This is a genomic window from Streptomyces spiralis (assembly GCF_014654675.1).
Taxonomy (GTDB): Bacteria; Actinomycetota; Actinomycetes; order Streptomycetales; family Streptomycetaceae; genus Streptomyces; species Streptomyces spiralis.
The window spans coordinates 103059-126607 of sequence record NZ_BNBC01000024.1 but is presented as its reverse complement, the minus strand read 5'-3'; the positions used below and the strand labels follow the sequence as shown (position 1 = coordinate 126607).

The window sequence follows — 23549 nt, the reverse complement described above, 5'->3', positions numbered from 1 at the left end:
GGGATCCTGGTCGTCGACTCCCCGGCCGGGGGCCCCACCCGCGTGACGGCGGAGCTGCCCTGGCGGCGCTGAGCGCACACGGGAACAACAGACGGAATCATTCGACGGGCCTGGTGGGCCGCGGCCGTACGGTCGCGGCCCACCAGGCCGAAGCACGGCCCACGGGCCGCAAACCAGGGGAAGCGCCCCCATGGCAATCCCCGCGACCCCGGTGAGCTCCCCCGCTTCACCGGGCCCGGGCGCGTCGCGGTCCGAATGCTGGAATGCTGGACCGTGTCGTAGCCGTTCCCTTGTGGACGGCCGGGAGAGCGAGGCAGCGAGGCTGTGGGGGGCCGAGGACGTGGAGGACAGAGTGCGGGTGGTCATCGCCGAGGATTCAGTGCTGCTCAGGGAGGGCCTGACCCGGCTGCTGACCGACCGCGGGCACGACGTCGTGGCCGGTGTCGGTGACGCCGAGGCGCTGGTGAAGACCATCACCGAGCTGCACGACCAGGGCGAGCTTCCCGATGTCGTGGTGGCGGACGTGCGGATGCCGCCGACGCACACCGACGAGGGCGTGCGGGCCGCGGTGCGGCTGCGCAAGGCGCATCCCGGTCTCGGTGTGCTGGTGCTGTCGCAGTACGTGGAGGAGCGGTACGCGACCGAGCTGCTGGCCGGATCCAGCCGCGGGGTCGGCTATCTGCTCAAGGACCGCGTGGCCGAGGTGCGGGAGTTCGTGGACGCGGTGGTGCGCGTCGCGCAGGGCGGTACGGCCCTGGACCCGGAGGTGGTCGCCCAGCTGCTCGGGCGCAGCCGCAAGCAGGACGTGCTGGCCGGTCTCACCCCGCGGGAGCGGGAGGTGCTGGGCCTGATGGCCGAGGGCCGGACGAACTCGGCGATCGCCCGGCAGCTGGTGGTGAGCGACGGGGCGGTGGAGAAGCACGTCAGCAACATCTTCCTGAAGCTCGGTCTGTCGCAGAGTGATGGGGATCACCGGCGTGTTCTGGCCGTCCTCACCTATCTCAACTCCTGACCGGTTGACACTGTGTCAGTCAGGGTCGATCCGGGTGTCGAGCCGACCACGAGCGCGACGAGAGAGCGGGCGCGGAACGTGCTGACGAGAGAACGGGCGCCGAGCGTGCCGAAGGAGGTCCGAGCGGCCGGCACTGCGTGACAGATCGCGGCCGGCACGGCGTGACAGATGAGGGCATCGGACCGTCTCACGGGTGCGTCCAGCATGCGAACGGTGCAGGGAGGGCGAACCTGACGGTCGTAGGGTTGAAACCGGGAAGGTCTTGGGCAAGGCCGCTCCCACACAGCCGCCTCGAAGGAGGTCCAGTTCAGTGACCAGCCAGGTCAGCAGTCCAGCGGAGCAGGCCGACGGAGCCGTCGTAGGGGAGCAGCGCAGGGCGGCCGGGACGAAGGACGTCCGGCGTCTGGACCGGGTGATCATCCGCTTCGCGGGTGACTCGGGTGACGGTATGCAGCTCACGGGTGACCGGTTCACCTCGGAGACCGCGTCCTTCGGCAACGACCTGTCGACGCTGCCGAACTTCCCGGCCGAGATCCGTGCCCCCGCAGGCACCCTGCCGGGCGTCTCCTCCTTCCAGCTCCACTTCGCCGACCACGACATCCTCACGCCCGGTGACGCGCCGAACGTCCTGGTCGCGATGAACCCGGCCGCACTGAAGGCGAACATCGGCGACCTGCCGCGTGGCGCGGAGATCATCGTCAACACCGACGAGTTCACCAAGCGGGCCATGCAGAAGGTCGGCTACGACGCCTCTCCGCTGGAGGACGGCTCGCTGGACGGCTACCAGCTGCACCCGGTGCCGCTGACCACGCTGACGGTGGAGGCGCTGAAGGAGTTCGACCTGTCCCGCAAGGAGGCCGAGCGCAGCAAGAACATGTTCGCGCTGGGCCTGCTGAGCTGGATGTACCACCGGCCGACCGAGGGCACCGAGAAGTTCCTGAAGTCGAAGTTCGCGAAGAAGCCGGACATCGCGGCGGCGAACATCGCGGCGTTCCGGGCGGGCTGGAACTTCGGCGAGACGACGGAGGACTTCGCGGTCTCCTACGAGGTCGCCCCGGCGGCGAAGGCGTTCCCCGTCGGCACCTACCGCAACATCTCCGGCAACCTGGCCCTGGCGTACGGGCTGGTCGCCGCCTCCCGCCAGGCGGATCTGCCGCTGTTCCTCGGGTCGTACCCGATCACGCCGGCCTCGGACATCCTGCACGAGCTGTCCAAGCACAAGAACTTCGGTGTGCGGACCTTCCAGGCCGAGGACGAGATCGCGGGCATCGGGGCCGCGCTCGGGGCGGCCTTCGGCGGTTCGCTGGCGGTGACCACGACGAGCGGCCCGGGTGTGGCGCTCAAGAGCGAGACCATCGGGCTCGCGGTCTCCCTGGAGCTGCCGCTGCTCGTCGTCGACATCCAGCGGGGCGGCCCGTCCACCGGTCTGCCGACCAAGACGGAGCAGGCGGACCTGCTGCAGGCGATGTACGGCCGCAACGGCGAGGCGCCGGTCCCGGTCGTCGCCCCGCGCACCCCGGCGGACTGCTTCGACGCGGCCCTGGAGGCGGCGCGCATCGCACTGACCTACCGCACGCCGGTGTTCCTGCTCTCCGACGGCTACCTGGCCAATGGCTCCGAACCCTGGCGGATCCCGGAGCTGGAGGAGCTGCCGGACCTCACGGTGCAGTTCGCGCAGGGCCCCAACCACACCCTCGCCGACGGCACCGAGGTGTTCTGGCCGTACAAGCGGGACGCCAGGACGCTGGCCCGCCCCTGGGCGATCCCGGGCACGCCGGGCCTGGAGCACCGCATCGGCGGCATCGAGAAGCAGGACGGCACGGGCAACATCTCCTACGACCCGGCCAACCACGACTTCATGGTCCGCACCCGCCAGGCCAAGGTCGACGGCATCGAGGTGCCGGACATCGAGGTCGACGACCCGGACCAGGCGCGCACGCTCGTCCTCGGCTGGGGATCGACGTACGGGCCGATCACGGCGGCCGTACGCCGGCTGCGCGCGGGCGGCACGGCGATCGCGCAGGCCCATCTGCGTCACCTCAACCCCTTCCCGAAGAACCTCGGCGCGGTGCTGGCGCACTACGACAAGGTGGTCGTCCCCGAGATGAACCTCGGGCAGCTCGCCACGCTCATCCGGGCGAAGTACCTGGTGGACGCCCACTCGTACAACCAGGTCAACGGCATGCCGTTCAAGGCCGAGCAGCTCGCCACCGCTCTGAAGGAGACCATCGATGGCTGAGACGACCGCACACGGAGCGAGCGCCGGCACCGAGGCGGACGCGAGCACCGGCCCCGGGACCGGCAGGGGGACGGTCGAGGCGCTCTCCCTCGTGCCGAAGGCCGAGGGCCGGCAGTCGATGAAGGACTTCAAGTCCGACCAGGAGGTGCGCTGGTGCCCCGGCTGCGGGGACTACGCCATCCTCGCCGCCGTCCAGGGCTTCATGCCGGAGCTGGGACTGGCGAAGGAGAACATCGTCTTCGTCTCCGGCATCGGCTGCTCCTCCCGCTTCCCGTACTACATGAACACCTACGGGATGCACTCGATCCACGGCCGCGCCCCGGCCATCGCCACGGGCCTGGCCACCTCGCGCCGCGACCTGAGCGTGTGGGTCGTCACCGGTGACGGCGACGCCCTGTCCATCGGCGGCAACCACCTGATCCACGCCCTGCGCCGCAACGTCAACCTCAAGATCCTGCTGTTCAACAACCGGATCTACGGCCTGACCAAGGGCCAGTACTCCCCGACCTCCGAGCTGGGCAAGATCACCAAGTCGACGCCTATGGGGTCGCTGGACGCGCCCTTCAACCCGGTGTCGCTGGCGATCGGCGCGGAGGCCTCCTTCGTGGCCCGCACGATCGACTCCGACCGCAAGCACCTGACCGAGGTGCTGCGCCAGGCCGCCGCCCACCCGGGCACGGCGCTGATCGAGATCTACCAGAACTGCAACATCTTCAACGACGGCGCCTTCGACGCCCTTAAGGACCGGCAGCAGTCCGAGGAGGCCCTGATCCGCCTGGAGCACGGGCAGCCGATCCGCTTCGGGGCCGACGGCTCCCGGGGTGTGGTACGGGACGCGGCCACCGGCGATCTGAAGGTGGTCACGGTGACGCCGGAGAACGAGGGCGACATCCTGGTCCACGACGCGCACTCCGCCTCCCCCACGACGGCGTTCGCGCTGTCGCGGCTGGCCGATCCCGACACCCTCCACCACACGCCGATCGGGGTGTTCCGGTCCGTGGACCGGCCGGTCTACGACACCCTGATGGCCGACCAGCTGGACACGGCGATCGAGCAGCGCGGCAAGGGCGACCTGGCCGCCCTGCTGGCCGGCGGGGACACCTGGACGGTCGTCGGCTGAGTCCGAGTCCGCTGCCGTCCGCTTGTCGTCCGCCTGCCGTTCGCTCACGAGGCCCGGGACCGCGCGTCCCGGGCCTCGTCGTATGCCAGGCGAGCCTTCTCCACCTCACCCATGCGGTCGTGGGTCCACTGAGCGAGGGCCCGCACCTGCTCCGCCGCCTCGCGGCCCAGCCCGGTCAGGGAGTAGTCGACGCGCGGCGGGATGACGGGCTTGGCGTCCCGGTGGACGAGGCCGTCGCGCTCCAGGGTCTGGAGGGTCTGCGTGAGCATCTTCTCGCTGACGCCCCGCCCTCCGAGGCCGCTGATCGCCCGCCGCAGTTCGCTGAACCGGTACGGCCGGTCCAGGAGCTGGATCAGCACCAGCACGCCCCAACGGCTGGTGACGTGCTCCAGGACGAGGCGGTGGGGGCACAGCGCCTCGGCGTCCACGAGCTGCTTGTCACTTACTGCCATGCCAGTACCTTACTTCAAAGTGGGTACTTTCCGATGGTTAGCGCCTCCCATAAGGTCGGTGCCGGACACACCCCATGCCTTACGGAGACCCCCCATGAGCATCGTCGTCACCGGAGCCACCGGACACCTCGGCCGCCTCGTCGTGGAGCAACTGCTGGAGAAGGTTCCGGCCGAACGGATCACCGCCGTCGTCCGCACCCCGGAGAAGGCCGCCGACCTCGCCGGGCGAGGCGTGCGGATCGCCGTGGCCGACTACAACGCGCCCGAGACCTTCGACGGTCTGTTCGCGGCCGGCGACAGGGTGCTGCTCATCTCCGGCAACGAGTTCGACAAGGGGCGGGTGCAGCAGCACCGGGTCGTCATCGACGCGGCCGAGGCGGCCGGTGTCGCGCTGCTCGCCTACACCAGCGCCCCCGGCAGCCTGACGGCCGCCCTCGCCGACGACCACCGCGGCACCGAGGAGGCACTGCTCGCCTCCGGACTGCCCTACACGCTGCTGCGCAACGGCTGGTACCACGAGAACTACACCGAGCAGCTCGCCCCGGTCCTCGAGCACGGCGCCGTCGTGCAGGCCGCAGGCGAGGGGCGGATCTCCTCCGCCTCGCGCGCCGACTACGCGGCCGCCGCCGTCGCGGTGCTCACCGGCGAGGGGCACGAGAACCGGACGTACGAGCTGGGCGGGGACCAGGCGTGGGGCTTCGCCGAGTTCGCCGCCGAAGTCAGCCGGCAGACCGGCAAGGAGATCGACTACCGGCCGGTCTCGGTCGAGGAGTACCAGGGCATCCTGGCGGGCGCCGGGCTGCCCGGGCCGCTCGCCGCGATTCTGGCGGGCGTGGACGCCTCCATCGAGAAGGGCGAACTGGTGGTCGACTCCGGGGATCTGTCCCGGCTGACCGGCCGCCCGACCACCCCGCTCGCCGACTCGGTCGCCGCCGCACTCGAGGGCTGATTCCCCGTACGTCTCCCCACCCCCGCCTGTCATGACCGTATGCCGATACGGACATGACAGGCGGGGGTGCTCGGCGCTACCTTCTTGCTTGCTGCACTGGGATCCGGCCAGGCCGAACGAGAGGGAGGGCACGTGACCGAGAAGTCGCACGGCGAGCGGCGCACAGGACTGCTGAACGGCTTCGCGGCCTACGGGATGTGGGGGCTCGTCCCCCTCTTCTGGCCCCTGCTCAAGCCCGCCGGGGCGGTGGAGATCCTCGCCCACCGGATGGTGTGGTCCCTCGCCTTCGTCCTCGTGGCGCTGCTCATCACACGACGCTGGGCCTGGGCCGGGGAACTGCTCCGGCAACCGCGCAGGCTCGCTCTGATCGTGGTCGCCGCCGCGGTGATCACCGTGAACTGGGGCGTCTACATATGGGCCGTGAACAGCGGGCACGTCGTGGAGGCCTCCCTCGGCTACTTCATCAACCCGCTGGTCACCATCGCGATGGGCGTGCTGATCCTCAAGGAGCGGCTGCGCCCCGTGCAGTGGGCGGCGGTCGGCACCGGCGCCGCCTCCGTGCTGGTGCTCACCATCGGCTACGGCCGACCGCCGTGGATCTCCCTCTGCCTGGCCTTCTCCTTCGCCACCTACGGGCTGGTGAAGAAGAAGGTCAACCTCGGCGGCATCGAGTCGCTGGCCGCCGAGACCGCGGTCCAGTTCCTGCCCGCGCTCGGCTATCTGCTGTGGCTCGGCTCGAGCGGCGACTCGACGTTCGCGTCCGAGGGTGCCGGGCACGCGGCCCTGCTCGCCTCCACCGGCGTCGTCACCGCGCTGCCGCTGGTCTGCTTCGGCGCCGCCGCGATCCGCGTGCCGCTGTCCACACTGGGGCTGCTGCAGTACCTCGCGCCGGTCTTCCAGTTCCTGCTCGGCGTCGTCTACTTCCACGAGTCCATGCCGGCCGAGCGCTGGGCCGGGTTCGCCCTGGTGTGGCTGGCGCTGTCCATGCTGACCTGGGACGGGCTCCGCTCGGCCCGCCGCGCCGCCCAGATCCGCGCCGGACTCACCGCTCCCCGGACGGCGACGGAGGGTCAGGTCCACTCGGCGGCGACACGGGCGCAGGTCCCCTCACAGGCGCAGGTCGCCTCACAGGCTCCGGTGCCGGGATCCGGCACGGGCGAGGCTTCGCAGCTGAACTCGGGCGTGGTGGAGGCCTGACGCCGTATAAGTGACCGTATGACTCAGACCGAGACCGGGACGTCCGCCGACCGCGCGCCCGACCCCGTGCACTGGAAGCTCGTCATCGACTGTGCCGACCCGCACGCGCAGGCCGACTTCTGGGCCGGCGCGCTGCACTACGAGGTCGAGGACAACAGCGCCCTCATCGAACGACTGCTGGAGCTCGGCGCGCTGCCGGGCGCGGCCACCGTCGAGTACCACGGCCGCCCGGCCTTCCGGGACCTGGTCGCGGTGCGGCACCCCGACGACCCGTACGACCACGAGCGCGGCACCGGTCTGGGGCGGCGGCTGCTGTTCCAGCGGGTGCCGGAGCCGAAGTCCGGCAAGAACAGGCTCCACCTCGACCTCCACCCGGGTGAGGGCCGGCGCGAGGCGGAGGTGGAGCGGCTCAAGGCCCTCGGGGCGAGCGAGCTTCGCCAGGTGAAGGAGCCCGCCGGGGAGTGGGTGGTGATGGCGGACCCGGAGGGCAACGAGTTCTGCGTGGCGTAGGACTCGTAGGCCTCGGGGTCAGTTCGACGGTGGCGGTGCCTGCCTGCGGGCACGTTGGGCGAGGCGGCCCATGCGGGCGCGGGCGGACTCCAGTTGTTCGATGTCGTCGGCGGCCGGGCCGTCCTCTGCGGTGAGCGCGGTCCACAGGTCGATCAGGTCCCGGCCGAGACCGAGGCCCTGCTCGGGGTCGCGGACCGCACGCCAGGCGGTGGCCGCGCTCCGGACGTTGTCGTAGGCGCCCTCCGCGTCCCCGGTGCCGCGGTGGACGCGGGCCAGTTCGAGCGAGAGACGGAAGGCGCGCAGCGGATCACCGGCCAAGTAGGCGATGTAGGCGCCGAGTTCGCGCAGGCGCAGCACCTCGGGGTGCTGTGCGCCGAGGGTGCCGGAGGCCTCCGCGACGGTGCGGTCCACGAGAGTCGCCGCCTCCTCGATGCGTCCCGCCTTCACGGCCTCGCCGACCCGCGCCATGGGTCCGGCGAGCAGGCCGGGGCCGCCGTCACCGGCTGTGGTCCTGGCGGCCCTGGGGTCGTCCCCGAGCACGGCCTCGGCCACGGCGTCGAACCCGCGCGCGGGGGTGGGCTTGGGGTCGGGGTCGTCCCTCACCGGCGGCCCCGCGTCCATCACCGGCGGCGGGCCGAACTCTCCCGTCGGGGCCACCGCCGTACCCGGAGGGGTCGCGGGGGATGCGACGGGAGGTGCGGCAGGCGTCGCTCCGGCCGGCGGCTCCGGTACGGCACGCAGGGCGAACGTCGGGGTGACCGGCACCTGCCGCAGCACGTGGGTCGCGCTGTCCCGTATCGGCTCGTCATGCACGGGCTCGCTCCGCACCGGCTCGTTACGCACGGGCTCGCTCTGCGCCGGCTCGTTCTGTGCCGGCTCGTCCGGTGCGGCGGTGCGCACGGGCTCCGCCGCGAAGGTGCTGGAGCCGTCGCCGTGGACCTGGAGGGGGACGACGTAGCCGATGCGTTCGTCGGTGACCGTGGCGAGGACGGAGCGGCCGGTGGCGAGTGCGATGCCCTGGAGGTGGTCGAGCACGGCCTGCTGGATCTCCTCGCCGGGCGCCGACCGGACCCGCACACCGCCGACCGAGGCCCAGGGTCCGGCGCCGGTGCCCTCCATGGCTTGTACGCGCTCGGGGGTGTCAGCCGGTGTCACGGGTACATGGACGGGGATCGGTGTCGTCGTCATGGGTGCCGCCGAGCGCGCGGCGCGCTTCTGTTCCCGCTTCTTCTCGCGGCTCAGTCGAGACATCGGCTCCCTCACTCGGATGCGTGCCATCCGGTCGTACGCGTACTGTCGAGTCTCTCTGCTCGGCTGCGCTCCCCATGTCACCGCGACGTCACAGACTCGCACCAGGAACCGCGCCGGTGTGAGCGGGGCAACGCTCCGAACGCCACGACCGTCGGGATGACGAGAGAGGGAACGGCCATGCGAACTGGCGTGCAGCACGGACCGGAGATCTGGCTCCGCGGGCCGGTGGCCCGCGCCCACGACCTGCCCCTCGTCACACCCCGGCGGTTCTCCTGGGTGGCCACCCACGGCGGCGCGGGCACGACCACACTCGCGGCCGTCTACGGCGGCCACGACTGCGGACGGAACTGGCCCGGCCCCGACGCTCCCCCGTCGGTGCTGCTCGTCGCCCGGACCCACGCGGCCGGACTGGACGCCGTGACACGGACGATCGGGACGTTCCGCAGGGGCGAGGCCCCGGCCGGGCTCGATCTGGACGCCGTGGTGCTCGTCGCGGACGCGCCGGGCCGGCTGCCGCGGCAGCTCGCCGACCGGGTGACGCCGATCGAGTCCGTCATCGACGTCTACCGCGTGCCGTGGGTGCCCGACTGGCGCCTCGGCGACCTGAGCGGACCTCCGCCACGGGAGACCGAGCCGCTGGCCCGTCTCACCGGCGCGGCCGGACGGCTGCCGCGGCCTCGGGCGTGACCTCGGAGCGGGCTACGCGGTGATGTCCTTCGCGGTGAACCGCGCCCAGGCCGCCGAGCCGAACACGGCCGCGTACAGCGTCTGGAGTTCCAGGTTCCTCACCAGGTCGTCCCAGTAGACCGGCTCGCGCATCAGGTCGGCGAAGGACATCCAGTAGTGCGAGAAGAGGTACGGCTGGATCGCGTGCAACTGGGGTATCTGGTCGAGGATCTGCACCGTGATCAGCAGGCCCACGGTCGTCGCCATGGCCGCGATGCCGCTGTTGGTCAGCGTGGAGACGAACAGGCCGAGGGCGGCGAGTCCGATCAGTGACGCGGCGACGACGAGGGCTATCAGCAGCGCCCGGCCCAGCCCCTCGGCGAAGCTGATCCGGGTGCCGGAGATGGTCGTCAGGTCGCCCAGCGGGAAGAGCAGCGCGCCCACGGCGAGCGCGAAGACGGCGACCACCAGGGTGGCGACCAGGCAGAAGGCCATCGTCGTGGCGTACTTGGTGAGCAGCAGACGGGTGCGGCCCGCCGGGGCGACCAGCAGATAGCGCAGGGTGCCCGCGTTCGCCTCGCCGGCTATCGCGTCACCCGCGACCACGCCCACGGCCATCGGCAGGAAGAACGGCAGCGTGGCCGCCAGCGCGGTGAACACCAGGAACAGCCCGTTGTTGGTGATCTGTGTGATGAACGCCGGACCGCCACCGCCGCCGCCCGCAGAGGACGAGCCGTCCCCGGTCTCGATCCGGACGGCCACTCCGACGAGGACCGGCACGGCGGCCAGCACACCGAGCAGCGCGAGGGTGCGCCAGCGCCGGAAGGTGGTCACCAGCTCACCGCGCAGCAGCCCGAGGGTCCACAGCGGCTTCGGGGAGCCCGCGGCGACCCGCGCCGGTCCCGGCGCCGCCTCAGCCCGCGACATCGAACCCCTCCCCCGTGAGTGCCACGAACGCGTCCTCCAGCGAGGCACGTTCGACCCCGAAGCCCCGTACGCGCACTCCTGCCCTGACCAGCGCGGCGTTCACCTCGGCGAGATCGCGTTCCGGCGGCTCGCCGGTCACCCGGTCGTCGGTGACGACGACATCGGCGACGGCCTGCTCCTTCAGCACCCGGGCCGCCTCCGCCGCGTCCGGTGTGGTGACCACCAGCCGTCCGCGGGCCCCCGCGGCCAGCTCGGCGACCGAGCCCTGGGTGACCAGCCTGCCCCGGGCCATGACCGCCGCGTGCGTGCACACCTGCTCGATCTCGTCGAGCAGATGGGAGGAGAGGAAGACGGTCGTGCCGTCGGAGGCCAGCTCCCGCACCAGGGAGCGGATCTCCCGCATGCCCTGGGGGTCGAGGCCGTTGGTCGGTTCGTCCAGGACGAGCAGTCTGCGCGGCTGGAGCAGTGCGGCGGCCAGTCCGAGGCGCTGCTTCATGCCCAGCGAGTACGCCCTGGCCTTCTTGCCCGCGGCGGCGGTGAGGCCCACCCGGTCCAGTGCGGCCGCGACCCGGGCCCCGCGGGTGCGCGGATCGGCGGTCGGGTCGGCGGCGTCGTAACGCAGCAGGTTGTCCCGGCCGGTCAGGAAGCCGTACAGCGCCGGGCCCTCGATCAGCGCGCCGACGTGCGGCAGCACGGCGCGCGAGGAGCGGGGCATGGGGTGCCCCAGGACCCGTGCCGTGCCGGACGTGGGTTCGATCAGCCCCATCAGCATGCGGATGGTGGTGGTCTTGCCCGAGCCGTTCGGACCGAGGAAGCCGAAGACGCTGCCCGCCGGGACGGTCAGGTCCAGGCCGTCGACGGCGAGCTGCCCGCCGCGGTAGCGCTTGGTGAGCGCACGGGTGTGGATGACGCAGTCTTCCGCGCCCCGCGCGGCCCGCTCCGGCTGCGTGGCGGACACCTCGTCCATCGGCTCCCTCGGCTCCCTCGGTCCGTCGTGCTCTCGCGTGCCTACTGTCCGGCGTTCGCCGCCTTCACCAGGGCGTCCTTGGTGACGGTGCCGACGTAGACCTTGCCGTCGTCCGTGATCAGGGCGTTGACCAGGCGGGTGGAGAAGACCGTGCCCTTGCCGAACTTCCCGCTGACCTGGTCGCCGAGCGAGCCGAGGAAGCCGCCCAGGTCCCCCTTGCCGGAGGACGACGGGATGCCGCCCTTGGCGCCGGAGTCGAGGACCGCGATGGAGTTCCAGCCCTTGCCGAGGACCTTCGTGCCCTCCTTGGCGAGCCCCTTCTGCGGGGTGAGGTCCTGGTGCGGGGCCCCCGGCCGGACGGAGCGCGCGCCCGCCTCGGTGTCCTTCTTCTCGGTGACCCTCGCGCCCTTGGGCGGGGTGAAGTCGAACGTGGAAGCGGCCGGCTTGGCGAAGCTGACCTGGGTGAAGCCGGCGTCCACCACGGCGGCGCCCCCGCTCGCCGGGGTGAGCGTGAACTTCAGCGGCATCCCGGTCTTGGAGTCCACCGCGATGCTGATCACGCCGACCGTGGTGCCGGAGGCGTGCTTGGGCTTGATGACCAGCCGGTAGGCGTCCCGGCCGGCGACCTGCGCCGTGCCGTCGACCGTCACCGAGGTGGTGTCGTCGACCGACTTCAGGGCCTGGTCGGCGAAGTCCTTGGGCGTGGCCGGCACCTCGTCCCGGTGCTTGGTGCCGTCCTGGTTCGCGGTGCTGTGGTAGACCTCGTTGGACTTGCTGTCGTAGCCCCAGATGTCCTTGCCGTTGTGGATGAGGCTGTACTCGGCGGCGCTCTCGATCAGCGAGACCTTCTGCCGGTCCGGGCCGTCCGCCGCGACGCGCAGGGTGTGCGTGCCGGCGGCCAGCTCGGTCAGCTTGGTGCTCGGGTCGGCCGACGATCCGTCACCGCCCTTGGCGGCGCCGGAGAGCAGGCCGCTCTCCAGACCGCCGAGGTTCGGCAGACCGAGGTCGGTGGTGATCTTGGCTGTGCCGGACAGCTGCTGGACGTCCGACTTGGCGATTTTCTCGATGAGTTGCTGCGCGGTGATCTTCGGCAGGTCCGGGTCGCCGGAGTCGGCGAGTGCGGGGACGAGCCCGATGGTCGCCGCCGCCACCCCCACCACCGCGACCGGGACGACGTAGCGCGCGGCCTTGCGCCGCGCCGAGTGCGGGTCGTCGACCGCCGCGCTCCTGGTGTCGTCGGATTCGTACGGTGCCATGTGTGCCTTACCTCCGTCGTCGGCGGCGGCTGACCGTCTGTACTGCTCCCACCCCGAGCCGCCATTCTCACCCGAATCGGTGAGGAGTGGTGTGGTCCGTGGTTTCCATCTGACCAAATCGGCCGCGCGGAAGCGTCAGACCGCGGAGCCAACTCCGCGTACGCCTGCGGTATGACACGAAGCGGCGGCGTCTCCACCATCCCGTAGGGGTCGGGTGGAGACGCCGCCCGTGATCTTTGCGGAAAACCGGCCTCGGCCGGCCGCTTCGGGGAGGACCGGCCTCAGCCGGCGCGGTGCACCACCGCGTCGCACAGCTGAAGCAGCGCGGCCTTCGCGTCGCACTCGGGCAGCGGCGCCAGCGCGGCGCGCGCCTCCTCCGCGTACCGCACGGTGTCCCGGCGGGCCTGCTCCAGGGCGGGGTGCTCCCGCAGAGCCGCGAGCGCCTCCGCGTGCCGCGCGTCGTCGCTCAGGTCGGAGTCCAGCAGCTCGCACAGCGCGATGTCCTCGGACAGCCCCAGCCGCTGCGCGCGCTCGCGCAGCCGCAGCACCGGCAGGGTGGCGATGCCCTCCCGCAGGTCCGTCCCGGGGGTCTTGCCGGACTCGTGCGAGTCGGAGGCGATGTCCAGCACGTCGTCGGCCAGCTGGAACGCGACACCCAGCCGCTCCCCGTACTGCGTCAGCACGTCCACGACGGTCTCGTCGGCCCCGGACATCATCGCGCCGAACCGGCACGACACGGCCACCAGCGACCCCGTCTTGCCGCCCAGCACGTCCAGGTAGTGGTCGACCGGATCCCGTCCGTCCTGCGGCCCCGCCGTCTCCAGGATCTGCCCGGTGACGAGCCGCTCGAACGCCAGTGCCTGCACACGGACCGCCTCGGGCCCGAGGTCGGCGAGGATCTGGGAGGCCCGGGCGAACAGGAAGTCGCCGGTGAGGACCGCGACGGAGTTGCCCCAGCGGGTGTTCGCGCTGGCCACCCCGCGCCGCACCGCGGCCTCGTCCATCACGTCGTCGTGGTACAGCGTCGCCAGGTGGGTCAGCTCCACCACCACGGCCGCGGGCACGACCCCCGGCGCGTACGGGTCGCCGAACTGCGCGGCCAGCATCACGAGCAGCGGCCGGAACCGCTTCCCGCCCGCCTTGACCAGGTGCTGCGCGGCCTCGGTGATGAAGGGGACCTCGCTCTTGGTGGCTTCGAGCAGCCCTTCCTCGACAGCCGCCAATCCGGCCTGGACATCGGCTTCGAGAGCCTGGTCCCGCACGCTCAGCCCGAACGGCCCGACGACGGTCACGAGGGGTCTCCTGTCTGCTGGTGTCTGCTGGCGCTTACACGGTTTGTCGATAGGTCGCTGCCATCACTCAAGTCAGCGTATCCGGTCACGTTTCGATCACCGATGGCGCCCACCTATACAGGCCAGGCGGTATCGGATCACGCCCGATATGTTTTCGATCGCCACATATGCACAGATATTTATCGACTTACCTCTCCCTACCCGCGGCCGCCCCCACTCGCACACATGCCCACAGGTGCACACGTACGCACAGGCCACGACGTCACCGGAAGTGACGACCGTCACGCTCGCACACTCCACGGCCCGATTTAACCCTATTGGTATCTCTATTCCGCTTAGCCGTAATTGCTCCTCGCCCCATGAAACCGTGAGTTGGGTCACGCCGGGCCTTCGACCCTCCGTGCGCCCCGTCTTCTCGCCTTCCCTTCCCCCGCATGCCAGTTGACCCTTGGCAATAGCAAAGGATCAAGCACCCCATACGCCTCAGATCAAGGTCAACTAGGACGATCTGCAAACCGAGCACTTGTTCCGGACATGTGCTCTCGCATACGTTCCCGGTCCATCGAGCGGACGCCGAATCCTGCCGCCGCCCGATGTCCATCGACCGAACCACTCATGGCAGGAGCGGGGGACCCAGGTAAGTCGCCGGGCCGGAGCGCCGTACGTCGTCGTACGCCGTGCCGGAACGGCTTGGGGTGAAGCCGTGTCCTTCGGGACACGGCCGGGCACCTCCCCGCCCGAACCCGACAGCTCACCTCGCAGGCGTAGGAGAGGAATTCTTATGCCCGCACAGGTCCAGCGCCGTACCCGCGCCGCTCGTCTCGTCCGCACCCTCGCCGTCAGCGGCACCGGTGCCGCCGTCCTCGCCCTGCCGCTCGTCGGCACCGCCAGCGCCTCCGCCGCCACCCCGGCCAAGAGCACCACCACCAAGGCCGCGAGCACGGTCGCCTACCCGAACAACCTCGACGGCTGGATCCGGGAGTCCCTCGCGGTCATGGCCGACAAGGGCATCCCGGGCAGCTACAACGGCATCTACCGCAACGTGATGCGCGAGTCCTCCGGCAACCCGCAGGCCATCAACCTCTGGGACTCCAACGCCGCCAAGGGCATCCCGTCCAAGGGCCTGCTGCAGGTCATCCAGCCGACCTTCAACGCGTACCACGTGGGCGGCACCTCGTTCGACATCTACGACCCGGTCGCGAACATCACGGCCGCCTGCAACTACGCGGCCGACCGGTACGGCTCGATCGACAACGTCTTCAGCGCGTACTGATCGGTCGCCCCACCCGTTTTCTAGGGGAACAACCGCTCGAGGACGACGGCGACGCCGTCGTCCTCGTTCGACAAGGTGACCTCGTCGGCCACGGCCTTCAGCTCGGGATGGGCGTTGGCCATGGCCACACCCCGGGCGGCCCAATGGAACATGGGGATGTCGTTCGGCATGTCACCGAAGGCCAGGGCGTTGTGCCGGCCGAGCCCCAGGCGCTCGGTGGCCAGCGCCAGCCCGGTCGCCTTGGTGATGCCGCAGGGCTGGAGCTCGACGGTCCCCGGCCCCGACATGGTGACCGTGGCGAGCGAACCGACCGCGCCGCGGGCCACCTCGGCCAACTCGTCGTCGGACAGCACGGGATGGCGCAGCAGCACCTTGCTGATGGGCGCCTGCCACAGCTCCTCGCGCCGCTCGACCCGCGACGCCGGCAGGGTCGGGTGCGGCATGCGGTACCCCGGCTCGATGAGCGTGAGCCCGTCCGCTCCGTCCTGGTCGACGGCGGCGTACACCTCCCCCACCTCGGCCTCGATCTTGCCCAGCGCGGTCTCGGCCGTCTCCGTGTCCAGCGTGACCGACCACAGCAGACGGTCGGCCCCGGCGTCGTAGAGCTGCGCCCCCTGGCCGCACACCGCGAGGCCCGTGGAGCCCAGGGCCTTCAGCAGCGTCCGGACCCTCGGCGCCGGCCGGCCGGTCACGACGAGGTGCCGGGCACCGGCCGCCGCGGCCCGCGCGAGCGCGGCCAGGGACCGCTCGGACACGGTGTCGTCGCCGCGCAGCAGCGTTCCGTCCAGGTCGGTGGCGATGAGGGCATATCCAAGGGGAGCGGGCATGATCAGAGAATACGGATCCGCCGCACCCCCGGCCCCACCGGAACCGGCCGACCCCTGCGGCCCCTCGCCTCACCGGCCACCTCCCTCCAACTCGCGTCCGGCGGCCCCGAGATGCTCAGCCGTGTGCCGCCGCCAGGTGGCGGGCCAGCCGCGGTGAGGCGAACTCCGTGCCGCACACGAAGCGCATCACCGGGCCGTACGACGCCGCCGCCGGCAGCCCCGTGAAGTACAGGCCCGGGACCGAGGAGACATAGCCCGCCCCGAGCCTCGGGGCACCCCGGCTCACCGCGAGCTCCGTGCGCAGCTCGTGGCCGAGGAAGCCCAGCGCGGCCAGGTCGACGCGGTAGCCGGTCGCCGCCACGACGTGGTCGGCGGTCAGTTCCCGGGTGCTGCTGCCCAGGGTGCGCACGGTCAGCGCCGAGCGGCCGTCGCGGGCCTCGGCGCGGACGATCCGGGCCACCTCGACGACCGGCACCGTTCCCTCGAAGCGGTCGCGCAGCCACCAGGCGCCGAGCGGTCCGAGGACCCGTCGGGCCAGGTAGTGGCGGACCTGGGCGGGGAGGCGGCGGTAGGGGTGGGGGTAGTAGCTGAGCGCCCACAGCGACCAGGCGCGGCCGAAGGGGGACTCGGGGCGCAGCCTGGGCTGGTCCCAGGGCGGGGCGCCGAAGGCGACCTTGCCGCGGCCGCGCGCCACCACTCGCACCCGCGCGCCGGCCTCCGCCGCGAGCGCGGCGGTCTCCAGCGCGGACTGGCCGGCACCGACGACGATCAGCTCCTTGCCGGCGAACCGGGTCAGGTCGTGGTGCTGGGAACTGTGGGAGACCCCTCCGGTGGGCGTGGGGCCGTCCGGTGCCGCCCCGGCCAGCTCCGGCGGCAGATGGGCGAGGCCCGACAGGCCGGTCGCCACCACGACCGCGCGGGCGGTGAACTGCTCCCCGGAGTCCACCTTCAGCTCGAAGCCGCCGCCCGGCCGCCGGTCGACCGACACGACCCGGGTCCGCTCCAGTTCGGGCACCAGCCTGCGCTGGAACCACTCGCCGTAGGCGACGAAGGTCTCCACCGGGATGATGTCCTCGTCGGTGACCAGCCGCTCGATGCCGGCCGCGTCGCAGTAGTCGACCAGGGTGTGGCCGCGCTGCGGGCAGTCGATGGTGGAGGCGGCCGGGGTCGACTTGAGCAGCATCCCGGCGGGCATGTGGTCGCGCCAGGCGACCATGGGCTCGCCGAAGGCGCGGACCGGGATGCCGCGTGCTCGCAGGTGGGCGGCGGTGGACAGGCCGTACGGCCCGGCACCGATGACTGCTACCGGATGGTTCACGAAGTCCCTCCCCAGGACGTGCTGATGCGTCACTTCACGGGCCGCCGCGGTGGGCGTGGCCGACCGCGGATACGGCCGCCGGACACGGCCGGCCGTGCCACCGGTTCGACGGGTGGGTGCGGGGTGGCGGGGCGCGAGGGTGCTAGGGCGCGAGGGTGCCGGGTCGCGGCGGCACGGGGTACGGGGTACAGGAGTGCGCGCGGTTGCCGTGGCCGGTGTCTAACCGGCCGCGCTGCCACGGCGGTTGGTACGCCACAGCTGGTAGAGGTGCTTCGCGCCCGGCCGCACGAAGCGCGCGAGCATGGTGAGGAACGGCAGCGGGTCGTCACCCGCGAACCAGGCCAGCTCGGTCCCGCTCGCCTTCGCCGGGGCGTGCGGTGTGGTGTATCCGCTGCGCCGGTAGGCGAGCAGGGCGGGCAGGTCGATGTTCTCCACGACGTAGCGGTGGCCGGCCCGCTGTTCCCCCTCGGGAACGGGCCGCCCGGTCAGGTCCAGGTGCATGGCGCGTACGACGTCCATCCCCGACTCGTTCTCGAAGAGCCGGAACTGGGCGCCCATGCGCGGGTTGAAGTCGAGAAGCTTGTACTGTCCGTCGCGCCGGTCGAAGCGCAGGTCGAGGTCGATGATTCCGGTGAAGCCGATCTGTTTGATGAAACGCGCGGCGAGGTCGGCGAGTTCCGGGTTGTCGACGACGTACGCGTTGGCCGTCATCCCCGCGTGCGGCGGCCAGGAGCGGACCTTCACGCCGGTGAACATCGCGAGCGGCGTGGAGTCCTGGTCGAAGTAGGCGTGCACGATCCAGTCCTCGGCCTCCTCCCGGGGCAGGTACTCCTGGAGGATCACCCCTGGCCGCTCGCCCCAGTCGCGGGCGAGCGTGAGCAGTCCCTCGCGGGTGGCGATCCGCGTGGTGCCGTTCACGGCCGGCCGGCTGCGGCGTACGAACGCCTCTCGGTTCTTGGCCACCACCGGGAAGCGGGCCGTCTCGGCGAACGCGGCGATGTCGTCGTAGGACTGCGGGAAGGCGGCCGCCGGGCTCGGGATGCCGTGCTCGACGCACAGTTCGTGCAGACCCTGCTTGCTGGCCAGGCGGCGCGGCAGGTCCGGGGCGACGCGCGGGAAGAGGAAGTGGCCCTTGAGCTCGTCCTGGTGCTCGGCGATCAGGACGGCCGCCTCCTCGTCGGTGGGGACCAGGACTGCGGGCCGCCCGATACGGCTCCCGATCCGCAACAGCCCCTCCACCAGGTGGCCCGCCTCCTCGGTGCCACTCGTCGGCCAGACGAACGCCCGTTTGAGATAACGGGAGGAGGCCGCCGGCGTGTAGGCGTCCTCGGTGATCGCGTACATGGGCACGCCCAGCCGGCCCAGACTGCGGATCGCCCCCACCCCGCCGTGGTGCAGCGGATAGTCGCCGAACTTCACGATCAGGCCCGGCACATCACGGTCGGCGCCGAAAGGCACGCTGACGGCATTCCTGGCCACGGGTCCCCCCACGTGTCCCCCCTACGGAGCGGACCCACCCCGTCCGCGTCCCCCAAAGGACGCTAAGCCGGAATTGCCCGCTCCGACAAGGCCAATCCGGACATTGCAAACTCTTTAGGCACTGCCCAAGACAGTCAACGCCCCCGTAACGTGTGGCGCGACCACATGAACGTGTGGCCCGAACCAGCTGGAACGCACGGCACACGAAAGAGAGGCAGTACCCGATGCCCCCCTTCGAGGTTCCCGAGGGCGACCCCTTCGGTCCGCACAACCTTCCCTACGGCGTCTTCTCCCGTGCCGGATCGCAGGAGCGGACCGTCGGCGTCCGGCTCGGCGACCACGTCCTCGACGCGGGCGCGGCGGCCGTGGCGCTCGGCTCGCCGTACGCCGCCCTGCTCGCGCGGCCGACTCTGAACCCGCTGCTCGCGGCCGGCCGCACCGCCTGGTCGGACGTGCGGCGCGCGCTGACGGCGTGGGTGACGGTGCCCTCCCACCAGGAGACGATCGCGCCGTTCCTGCACCCGCTGTCCTCGGTGACCCTGCGTCTGCCCTTCGAGGTCGCCGACTACGTCGACTTCTACGCGTCGGAGAACCACGCGCGGAACGTGGGGCAGATCTTCCGCCCGGACGCCGAGGACTCGCTGACCCCCAACTGGAAGCACCTGCCGATCGGCTACCACGGCCGCTCGGGCACGGTGGTCGTCTCGGGCACGGACGTCGTGCGTCCCTCGGGTCAGCGGAAGGCCCCCGGCGACCCCGCCCCGGTCTTCGGGCCCTCCGTCCGGCTGGACATCGAGGCCGAGGTCGGCTTCGTGGTCGGTGTGCCGTCGCGGCTCGGCCGGCCGGTGGCGCTGGAGGACTTCCGCGAGCACGTCTTCGGGCTGTGCCTGCTCAACGACTGGTCGGCGCGCGACATCCAGGCCTGGGAGTACGTCCCCCTCGGCCCGTTCCTCGGCAAGTCGTTCGCCACGTCGGTGTCGGCGTGGATCACGCCGCTGGACGCGCTGGAGGAGGCACGGGTGGCCCCGCCGGAGCGCACCCACCCGCTGCTGCCCTACCTGGACGACTCCGAGGAGGAGCCCGGCGGCTACGACCTGCGGATCTCCGTCGCGATCAACGGCCATGTGGTGTCGGAGCCGCCCTTCTCCACCATGTACTGGACGGCCGCCCAGCAGCTCGCCCACATGACGGTCAACGGCGCCTCCCTGCGCACCGGCGACCTGTACGGCTCGGGCACCGTGAGCGGGGCCGAGCCCGCGCAGCGCGGCTCGCTGCTGGAGCTCACCTGGAACGGCCGCGAGCCGCTCGAACTCCCGGACGGCAAGCGGACGTTCCTGGAGGACGGGGACGTGGTGACACTCTCCGCCTGGGCCCCCGGCGCCAACGGCGTACGGGTGGGGCTGGGAGAGGTCACGGGGCGGATCGTGGCGGACTGACCGGCGCGTCGCGGAGCCGCGCGCGGCGGTGTGTGCGGTGAGGTGCGCACAGCCGTGCGCACACGGGAGTACGCGCCCGGTGGTGTGCGCACCGTGACGCGGTGGGTGCGGCGGGGATTGGTTGTCGTTCAGGCCCTGACTCGCGCCGCCCACCGCCGTCATACTGACGGTAGGCCGTGCGAGAACCCCACGCCGGCCGCCGCACAGCACCGCCGCACGACCCGACACCCGCCCACCTCCGATCAGGATCCGGAGTCCGTGGCATGACCGTCTGCCTGCTCCTGCTGGGCGCCGTCGCACTGACGGCCGCCGTGCCCGTACCCCGCGCGCTGACCCGGGCGGCGTGGCCCGAACGGGAACCGGTCGTGGCGCTGTGGGTGTGGCAGTGCCTGGTCGCCACCGTCCTCCTGTGCTGCCTGGCCGGGCTGGTGCTGGGCACCGCGGCTGTCTTCCACACCGTCCGCGACCGGGTGTTCGCGCCCGCCCCGCCGTCGGTGACGGCCGCGTACGGCCTCTCGGCCGCGCCGGCCTGGGCCACCGCCCTGACCCTGCTGCTGGCGTGCGGGGCCGCCTGGACCACCGCGATGCTCGGCCGCGAGCTGGCGGAGGCCCGCCGCCGCCGTGGCCTGGCCCGCGCGCACCTGCGGGAGCGCGCACCCGACCTGCCCGCCGGGCTACCCGCGGCCCGCGGCCCGATGCTGGTGCTGGAGGACGAGTATCCCGACGCCTGGTGGATGCCCGGCCATCCGCCGCAGCTCGTCGTCACCACCGGCGCCCTGCACCGCCTCACCGGCCATCAGCTCGACGCCGTCCTCGCCCACGAACGCGGACACGCCCGGGCCCACCACGACTGGCTGCTGCACCTGTCGACCGCACTGGCGACGGGCTTCCCCCGCGTCCCCCTGTTCACCCACTTCTGCGACCAGACCCACCGCCTGGTCGAACTGGCCGCCGACGACACCGCCTCCCGCCGCCACGGCCACCTCACCACCGCCCTGGCCCTGATCGAGCTCAACCAGCACCGCGGAGTCCTCTCCTGCGCCTCCAGCCACCGTCTGCTCGGTGAGCGGGTGGACCGCCTCCTGGAGCCCCCGCCCCGGCTGGACCGCAGGCGCAGGGCCCTGACGACGACGGTGGCGGCCCTGGTTCCCCTGCTGCCGCTCCTGATCACCTTCGCCCCCGGGCTGACGGCGCTGCGCTGAGCCGGCCGGGTCCGGCTACGTCCAGTCCTCGGGCTCGGGCTCGGTGTCCCAGTCCGCCTCGGTGTCCGGACCGGGCCCGCCCTGCGCCGCGTCCCGTCCGGCCGGGCCGTCCGCTCCGGCGGCGGCCGGTCCGCCCAGCGACTCGAGCACCGCCAGGACACCCTCTCCGTACGTCGCCAGTTTCTTCTCGCCGACCCCGCCGACCGTGCCCAACTGGGCCACCGACGTGGGCCGGAGCATGACGATCTCGCGGAGCGTGGCGTCGTGGAAGATGACGTACGCCGGGACACCCTGCTCGCGGGCCTGCTCGGCGCGCCAGGCGCGCAGGGCCTCGAAGGCGGGCAGCAGCTCCTCGGGCAGTTCGGCCACGGCGGCCTTGCTCCTGCCCCGCCCCGAGGACGCCGACGACCCCGAGGACGAGCCCGACCGGGAGGCGGCCGGCCGCTTCGGCTCCTTGCGCAGCGGCACCTTCCGCTCGCGCCGCAGCACCGTGGCGCTCGCGTCGGTCAGCACCAGCGTGCCGTACTCACCCTCGACCGCGAGCAGCCCCTGTGCCAGCAACTGCCGTACGACACCGCGCCATTCGCCCTCGGTCAGATCCTCGCCGATGCCGAAAACGGACAGCTGGTCGTGGTCGAACTGGATCACCCGGCCGGTGCGCTTGCCGAGCAGGATGTCGATGATCTGCCCCGCGCCGAACTTCTGCCCCCGCTCCCGCTGCAGTCGCACCACCGTCGACAGCACCTTCTGGGCGGCGATCGTGCCGTCCCAGGTCTCGGGCGGGGTCAGGCAGGTGTCGCAGTTGCCGCAGCCGCTCGGGTCCGGCTCCTGGCCGAAGTAGGCGAGGAGCTGGCCGCGGCGGCACCGCGCCGTCTCGCACAGGGCGAGCATCGAGTCCAGGTGCGCGGCGGCCCGGCGGCGGAACGCCTCGTCGCCCTCCGAGGACTGGATGAGCTTGCGCTGCTGTATGACGTCGTTCAGGCCGTAGGCCATCCAGGCCGTCGACGGCAGCCCGTCCCGTCCGGCGCGGCCCGTCTCCTGGTAGTAGCCCTCGACCGACTTGGGCAGATCCAGGTGGGCGACGAACCGTACGTCCGGCTTGTCGATGCCCATGCCGAAGGCGATCGTGGCGACCACGACCAGGCCGTCCTCGCGCAGGAAGCGGGACTGGTGGGCCGCGCGCGTGCCCGCGTCCAGGCCCGCGTGGTAGGGCACCGCCTCGATGCCGTGCTGCGAGAGGAACTCGGCCGTCCTCTCCACCGAGTTGCGCGAGAGGCAGTACACGATGCCCGCGTCGCCCGCGTGCTCCGCGCGCAGGAAGGCCAGCAGCTGCTTCCTGGGGTCGGACTTGGGCACGATCCGGTACTGGATGTTGGGCCGGTCGAAGCTCGCCACGAAGTGCCGGGCCCGCGGCATGTCCAGCCGCTGGGTGATCTCCTGGTGGGTGGCGTGCGTGGCGGTCGCCGTGAGCGCGATCCGCGGCACGTCCGGCCAGCGTTCGCCCAGCACCGACAGCGTCAGGTAGTCCGGGCGGAAGTCGTGGCCCCACTGCGAGACGCAGTGCGCCTCGTCGATGGCGAAGACGGAGATCTTGCCGCGGGAGAGCAGGTCCATCGTGGTGTCCAGGCGCAGGCGCTCCGGTGCCAGATAGAGCAGGTCCAGCTCGCCCGCCAGGAACTCCGCCTCCACCACGCGCCGCTCGTCGAAGTCCTGGGTGGAGTTGATGAAACCGGCGCGCACGCCCAGCGCCCGCAGGGCGTCCACCTGGTCCTGCATCAGCGCGATCAGCGGCGAGACCACGATGCCCGTACCGGGTCTGACCAGGGCCGGGATCTGGTAGCACAGCGACTTGCCGCCACCGGTGGGCATGAGGACGACGGCGTCACCGCCCGCCACCACATGCTCGATGACCGCTTCCTGCTCGCCCCGGAAGGCCTCGTATCCGAAGACCCGGTTCAGCGTGGCCAGCGTCTCGCTGTCCGTCACTGACATCTCGGTGACACCGCCCGTCCCGCCCATCGTCTCGTCCCCCGTACGTCGTCCCTCGACCACTGCCTCCACGATAGGGGGCGGCGCCGACAACACCGGAGTTATCCACAGGCCGGCACCCGGTCCGGGGCCTTGTGGATCTGCGACTCCCCTCACACCGCTGCCCGGCACCCCCGCAGAGGGAGGT

At 71.7% G+C, this 23549-nt stretch carries 20 protein-coding genes and 1 riboswitch; of the genes, 10 read left to right on the top strand and 10 right to left on the bottom strand.

All coding sequences use genetic code 11. From position 1 onward, the window contains the following. The first annotated feature begins 352 nt into the window (after window positions 1-352). The 3 genes from IE318_RS24265 to IE318_RS24255 all read left to right on the top strand — a co-directional run bounded on the left by IE318_RS24265 (window position 353) and on the right by IE318_RS24255 (window position 4371). Window positions 353-1012 (top strand): LuxR C-terminal-related transcriptional regulator, encoded by a 660-nt coding sequence (locus tag IE318_RS24265; RefSeq protein WP_308438594.1) that lies wholly within the window; start codon window positions 353-355, stop codon window positions 1010-1012. Window positions 1013-1322: 310 nt separating this feature from the next. Next, window positions 1323-3251, top strand: a complete 1929-nt coding sequence (locus tag IE318_RS24260; protein WP_189903639.1) for a 2-oxoacid:acceptor oxidoreductase subunit alpha — start codon at window positions 1323-1325, stop codon at window positions 3249-3251. Between the two features lie 118 nt (window positions 3252-3369). After that, complete coding sequence (locus IE318_RS24255; RefSeq protein ID WP_229903724.1) at window positions 3370-4371, top strand: 2-oxoacid:ferredoxin oxidoreductase subunit beta; 1002 nt, start codon at window positions 3370-3372, stop codon at window positions 4369-4371. Between the two features lie 44 nt (window positions 4372-4415). Here the strand turns inward: IE318_RS24255 and IE318_RS24250 are convergent, their stop codons facing one another. After that, window positions 4416-4823 (bottom strand): winged helix-turn-helix transcriptional regulator, encoded by a 408-nt coding sequence (locus IE318_RS24250; protein WP_030174390.1) that lies wholly within the window; start codon window positions 4821-4823, stop codon window positions 4416-4418. Between the two features lie 94 nt (window positions 4824-4917). Here IE318_RS24250 and IE318_RS24245 point away from each other — a divergent pair, with 94 nt between their 5' ends. From IE318_RS24245 to IE318_RS24235, 3 genes are all read left to right on the top strand, one after another. Then, complete coding sequence (locus IE318_RS24245; protein WP_189903637.1) at window positions 4918-5772, top strand: SDR family oxidoreductase; 855 nt, start codon at window positions 4918-4920, stop codon at window positions 5770-5772. Between the two features lie 132 nt (window positions 5773-5904). Next, window positions 5905-6969, top strand: a complete 1065-nt coding sequence (rarD, locus tag IE318_RS24240) for an EamA family transporter RarD (protein ID WP_189903635.1) — start codon at window positions 5905-5907, stop codon at window positions 6967-6969. An 18-nt stretch (window positions 6970-6987) separates the two neighbouring features. Further along, window positions 6988-7479: a VOC family protein gene (locus IE318_RS24235; RefSeq protein ID WP_030174385.1), complete on the top strand. Its 492-nt coding sequence runs from the start codon at window positions 6988-6990 to the stop codon at window positions 7477-7479. Between the two features lie 18 nt (window positions 7480-7497). Here the strand turns inward: IE318_RS24235 and IE318_RS24230 are convergent, their stop codons facing one another. Next, window positions 7498-8730 carry a tetratricopeptide repeat protein gene (locus IE318_RS24230; RefSeq protein WP_189903633.1) on the bottom strand — a complete coding sequence of 411 codons (1233 nt, stop codon included), beginning with the start codon at window positions 8728-8730 and terminating at the stop codon, window positions 7498-7500. 177 nt (window positions 8731-8907) lie between these two features. On the opposite strand from IE318_RS24230, the gene IE318_RS24225 reads away from it, so the two are divergent. Beyond that, window positions 8908-9417, top strand: a complete 510-nt coding sequence (locus IE318_RS24225; RefSeq protein WP_189903631.1) for a DUF6668 family protein — start codon at window positions 8908-8910, stop codon at window positions 9415-9417. 12 nt (window positions 9418-9429) lie between these two features. On the opposite strand, the gene IE318_RS24220 is transcribed toward IE318_RS24225, so the two are convergent. The 4 genes from IE318_RS24220 to IE318_RS24205 form a co-directional block, all read right to left on the bottom strand. Beyond that, on the bottom strand, window positions 9430-10323 hold the full coding sequence (locus tag IE318_RS24220; protein ID WP_189903628.1) for an ABC transporter permease: 894 nt from the start codon (window positions 10321-10323) through the stop codon (window positions 9430-9432). Beyond that, window positions 10310-11290 (bottom strand): ABC transporter ATP-binding protein, encoded by a 981-nt coding sequence (locus tag IE318_RS24215; protein WP_189903627.1) that lies wholly within the window; start codon window positions 11288-11290, stop codon window positions 10310-10312. The genes IE318_RS24220 and IE318_RS24215 overlap by 14 nt, the downstream gene beginning before the upstream one ends. 41 nt (window positions 11291-11331) lie before the next feature. Then, window positions 11332-12546, bottom strand: coding sequence for a LolA family protein (locus IE318_RS24210; protein ID WP_189903625.1), 1215 nt, complete (start codon window positions 12544-12546; stop codon window positions 11332-11334). Window positions 12547-12827: 281 nt separating this feature from the next. Beyond that, complete coding sequence (locus IE318_RS24205; RefSeq protein WP_030174370.1) at window positions 12828-13838, bottom strand: polyprenyl synthetase family protein; 1011 nt, start codon at window positions 13836-13838, stop codon at window positions 12828-12830. Between the two features lie 592 nt (window positions 13839-14430). Continuing rightward, a riboswitch (cyclic di-AMP (ydaO/yuaA leader) is annotated at window positions 14431-14618 on the top strand. Window position 14619: 1 nt separating this feature from the next. Here IE318_RS24205 and IE318_RS24200 point away from each other — a divergent pair. Next, window positions 14620-15111 (top strand): transglycosylase SLT domain-containing protein, encoded by a 492-nt coding sequence (locus IE318_RS24200; protein WP_189903623.1) that lies wholly within the window; start codon window positions 14620-14622, stop codon window positions 15109-15111. A 20-nt stretch (window positions 15112-15131) separates the two neighbouring features. Here the strand turns inward: IE318_RS24200 and IE318_RS24195 are convergent, their stop codons facing one another. The 3 genes from IE318_RS24195 to IE318_RS24185 form a co-directional block, all read right to left on the bottom strand. Beyond that, complete coding sequence (locus tag IE318_RS24195; RefSeq protein WP_189903621.1) at window positions 15132-15938, bottom strand: HAD family hydrolase; 807 nt, start codon at window positions 15936-15938, stop codon at window positions 15132-15134. Window positions 15939-16053: 115 nt separating this feature from the next. Further along, the gene (locus IE318_RS24190; RefSeq protein ID WP_189903619.1) at window positions 16054-17256 is read right to left on the bottom strand and encodes an FAD-dependent oxidoreductase; all 1203 of its coding nucleotides are present in this window, start codon (window positions 17254-17256) and stop codon (window positions 16054-16056) included. A gap of 219 nt (window positions 17257-17475) precedes the next feature. After that, a complete protein-coding gene (locus tag IE318_RS24185; protein WP_030174364.1) occupies window positions 17476-18714 on the bottom strand; it encodes a carboxylate--amine ligase in 1239 nt (412 codons plus the stop codon). Window positions 18715-18959: 245 nt separating this feature from the next. Between IE318_RS24185 and fahA the strand changes: the two genes are divergently transcribed. Then, the gene (gene fahA, locus IE318_RS24180) at window positions 18960-20171 is read left to right on the top strand and encodes a fumarylacetoacetase (protein ID WP_189903617.1); all 1212 of its coding nucleotides are present in this window, start codon (window positions 18960-18962) and stop codon (window positions 20169-20171) included. A gap of 263 nt (window positions 20172-20434) precedes the next feature. After that, entirely contained in the window at window positions 20435-21373 is a 939-nt protein-coding gene (locus IE318_RS24175; RefSeq protein ID WP_189903615.1) for a M56 family metallopeptidase, read from the top strand. Window positions 21374-21388: 15 nt separating this feature from the next. On the opposite strand, the gene recQ is transcribed toward IE318_RS24175, so the two are convergent. Continuing rightward, window positions 21389-23392, bottom strand: coding sequence for a DNA helicase RecQ (recQ, locus tag IE318_RS24170; RefSeq protein ID WP_189903663.1), 2004 nt, complete (start codon window positions 23390-23392; stop codon window positions 21389-21391). Window positions 23393-23549 lie beyond the last annotated feature (157 nt).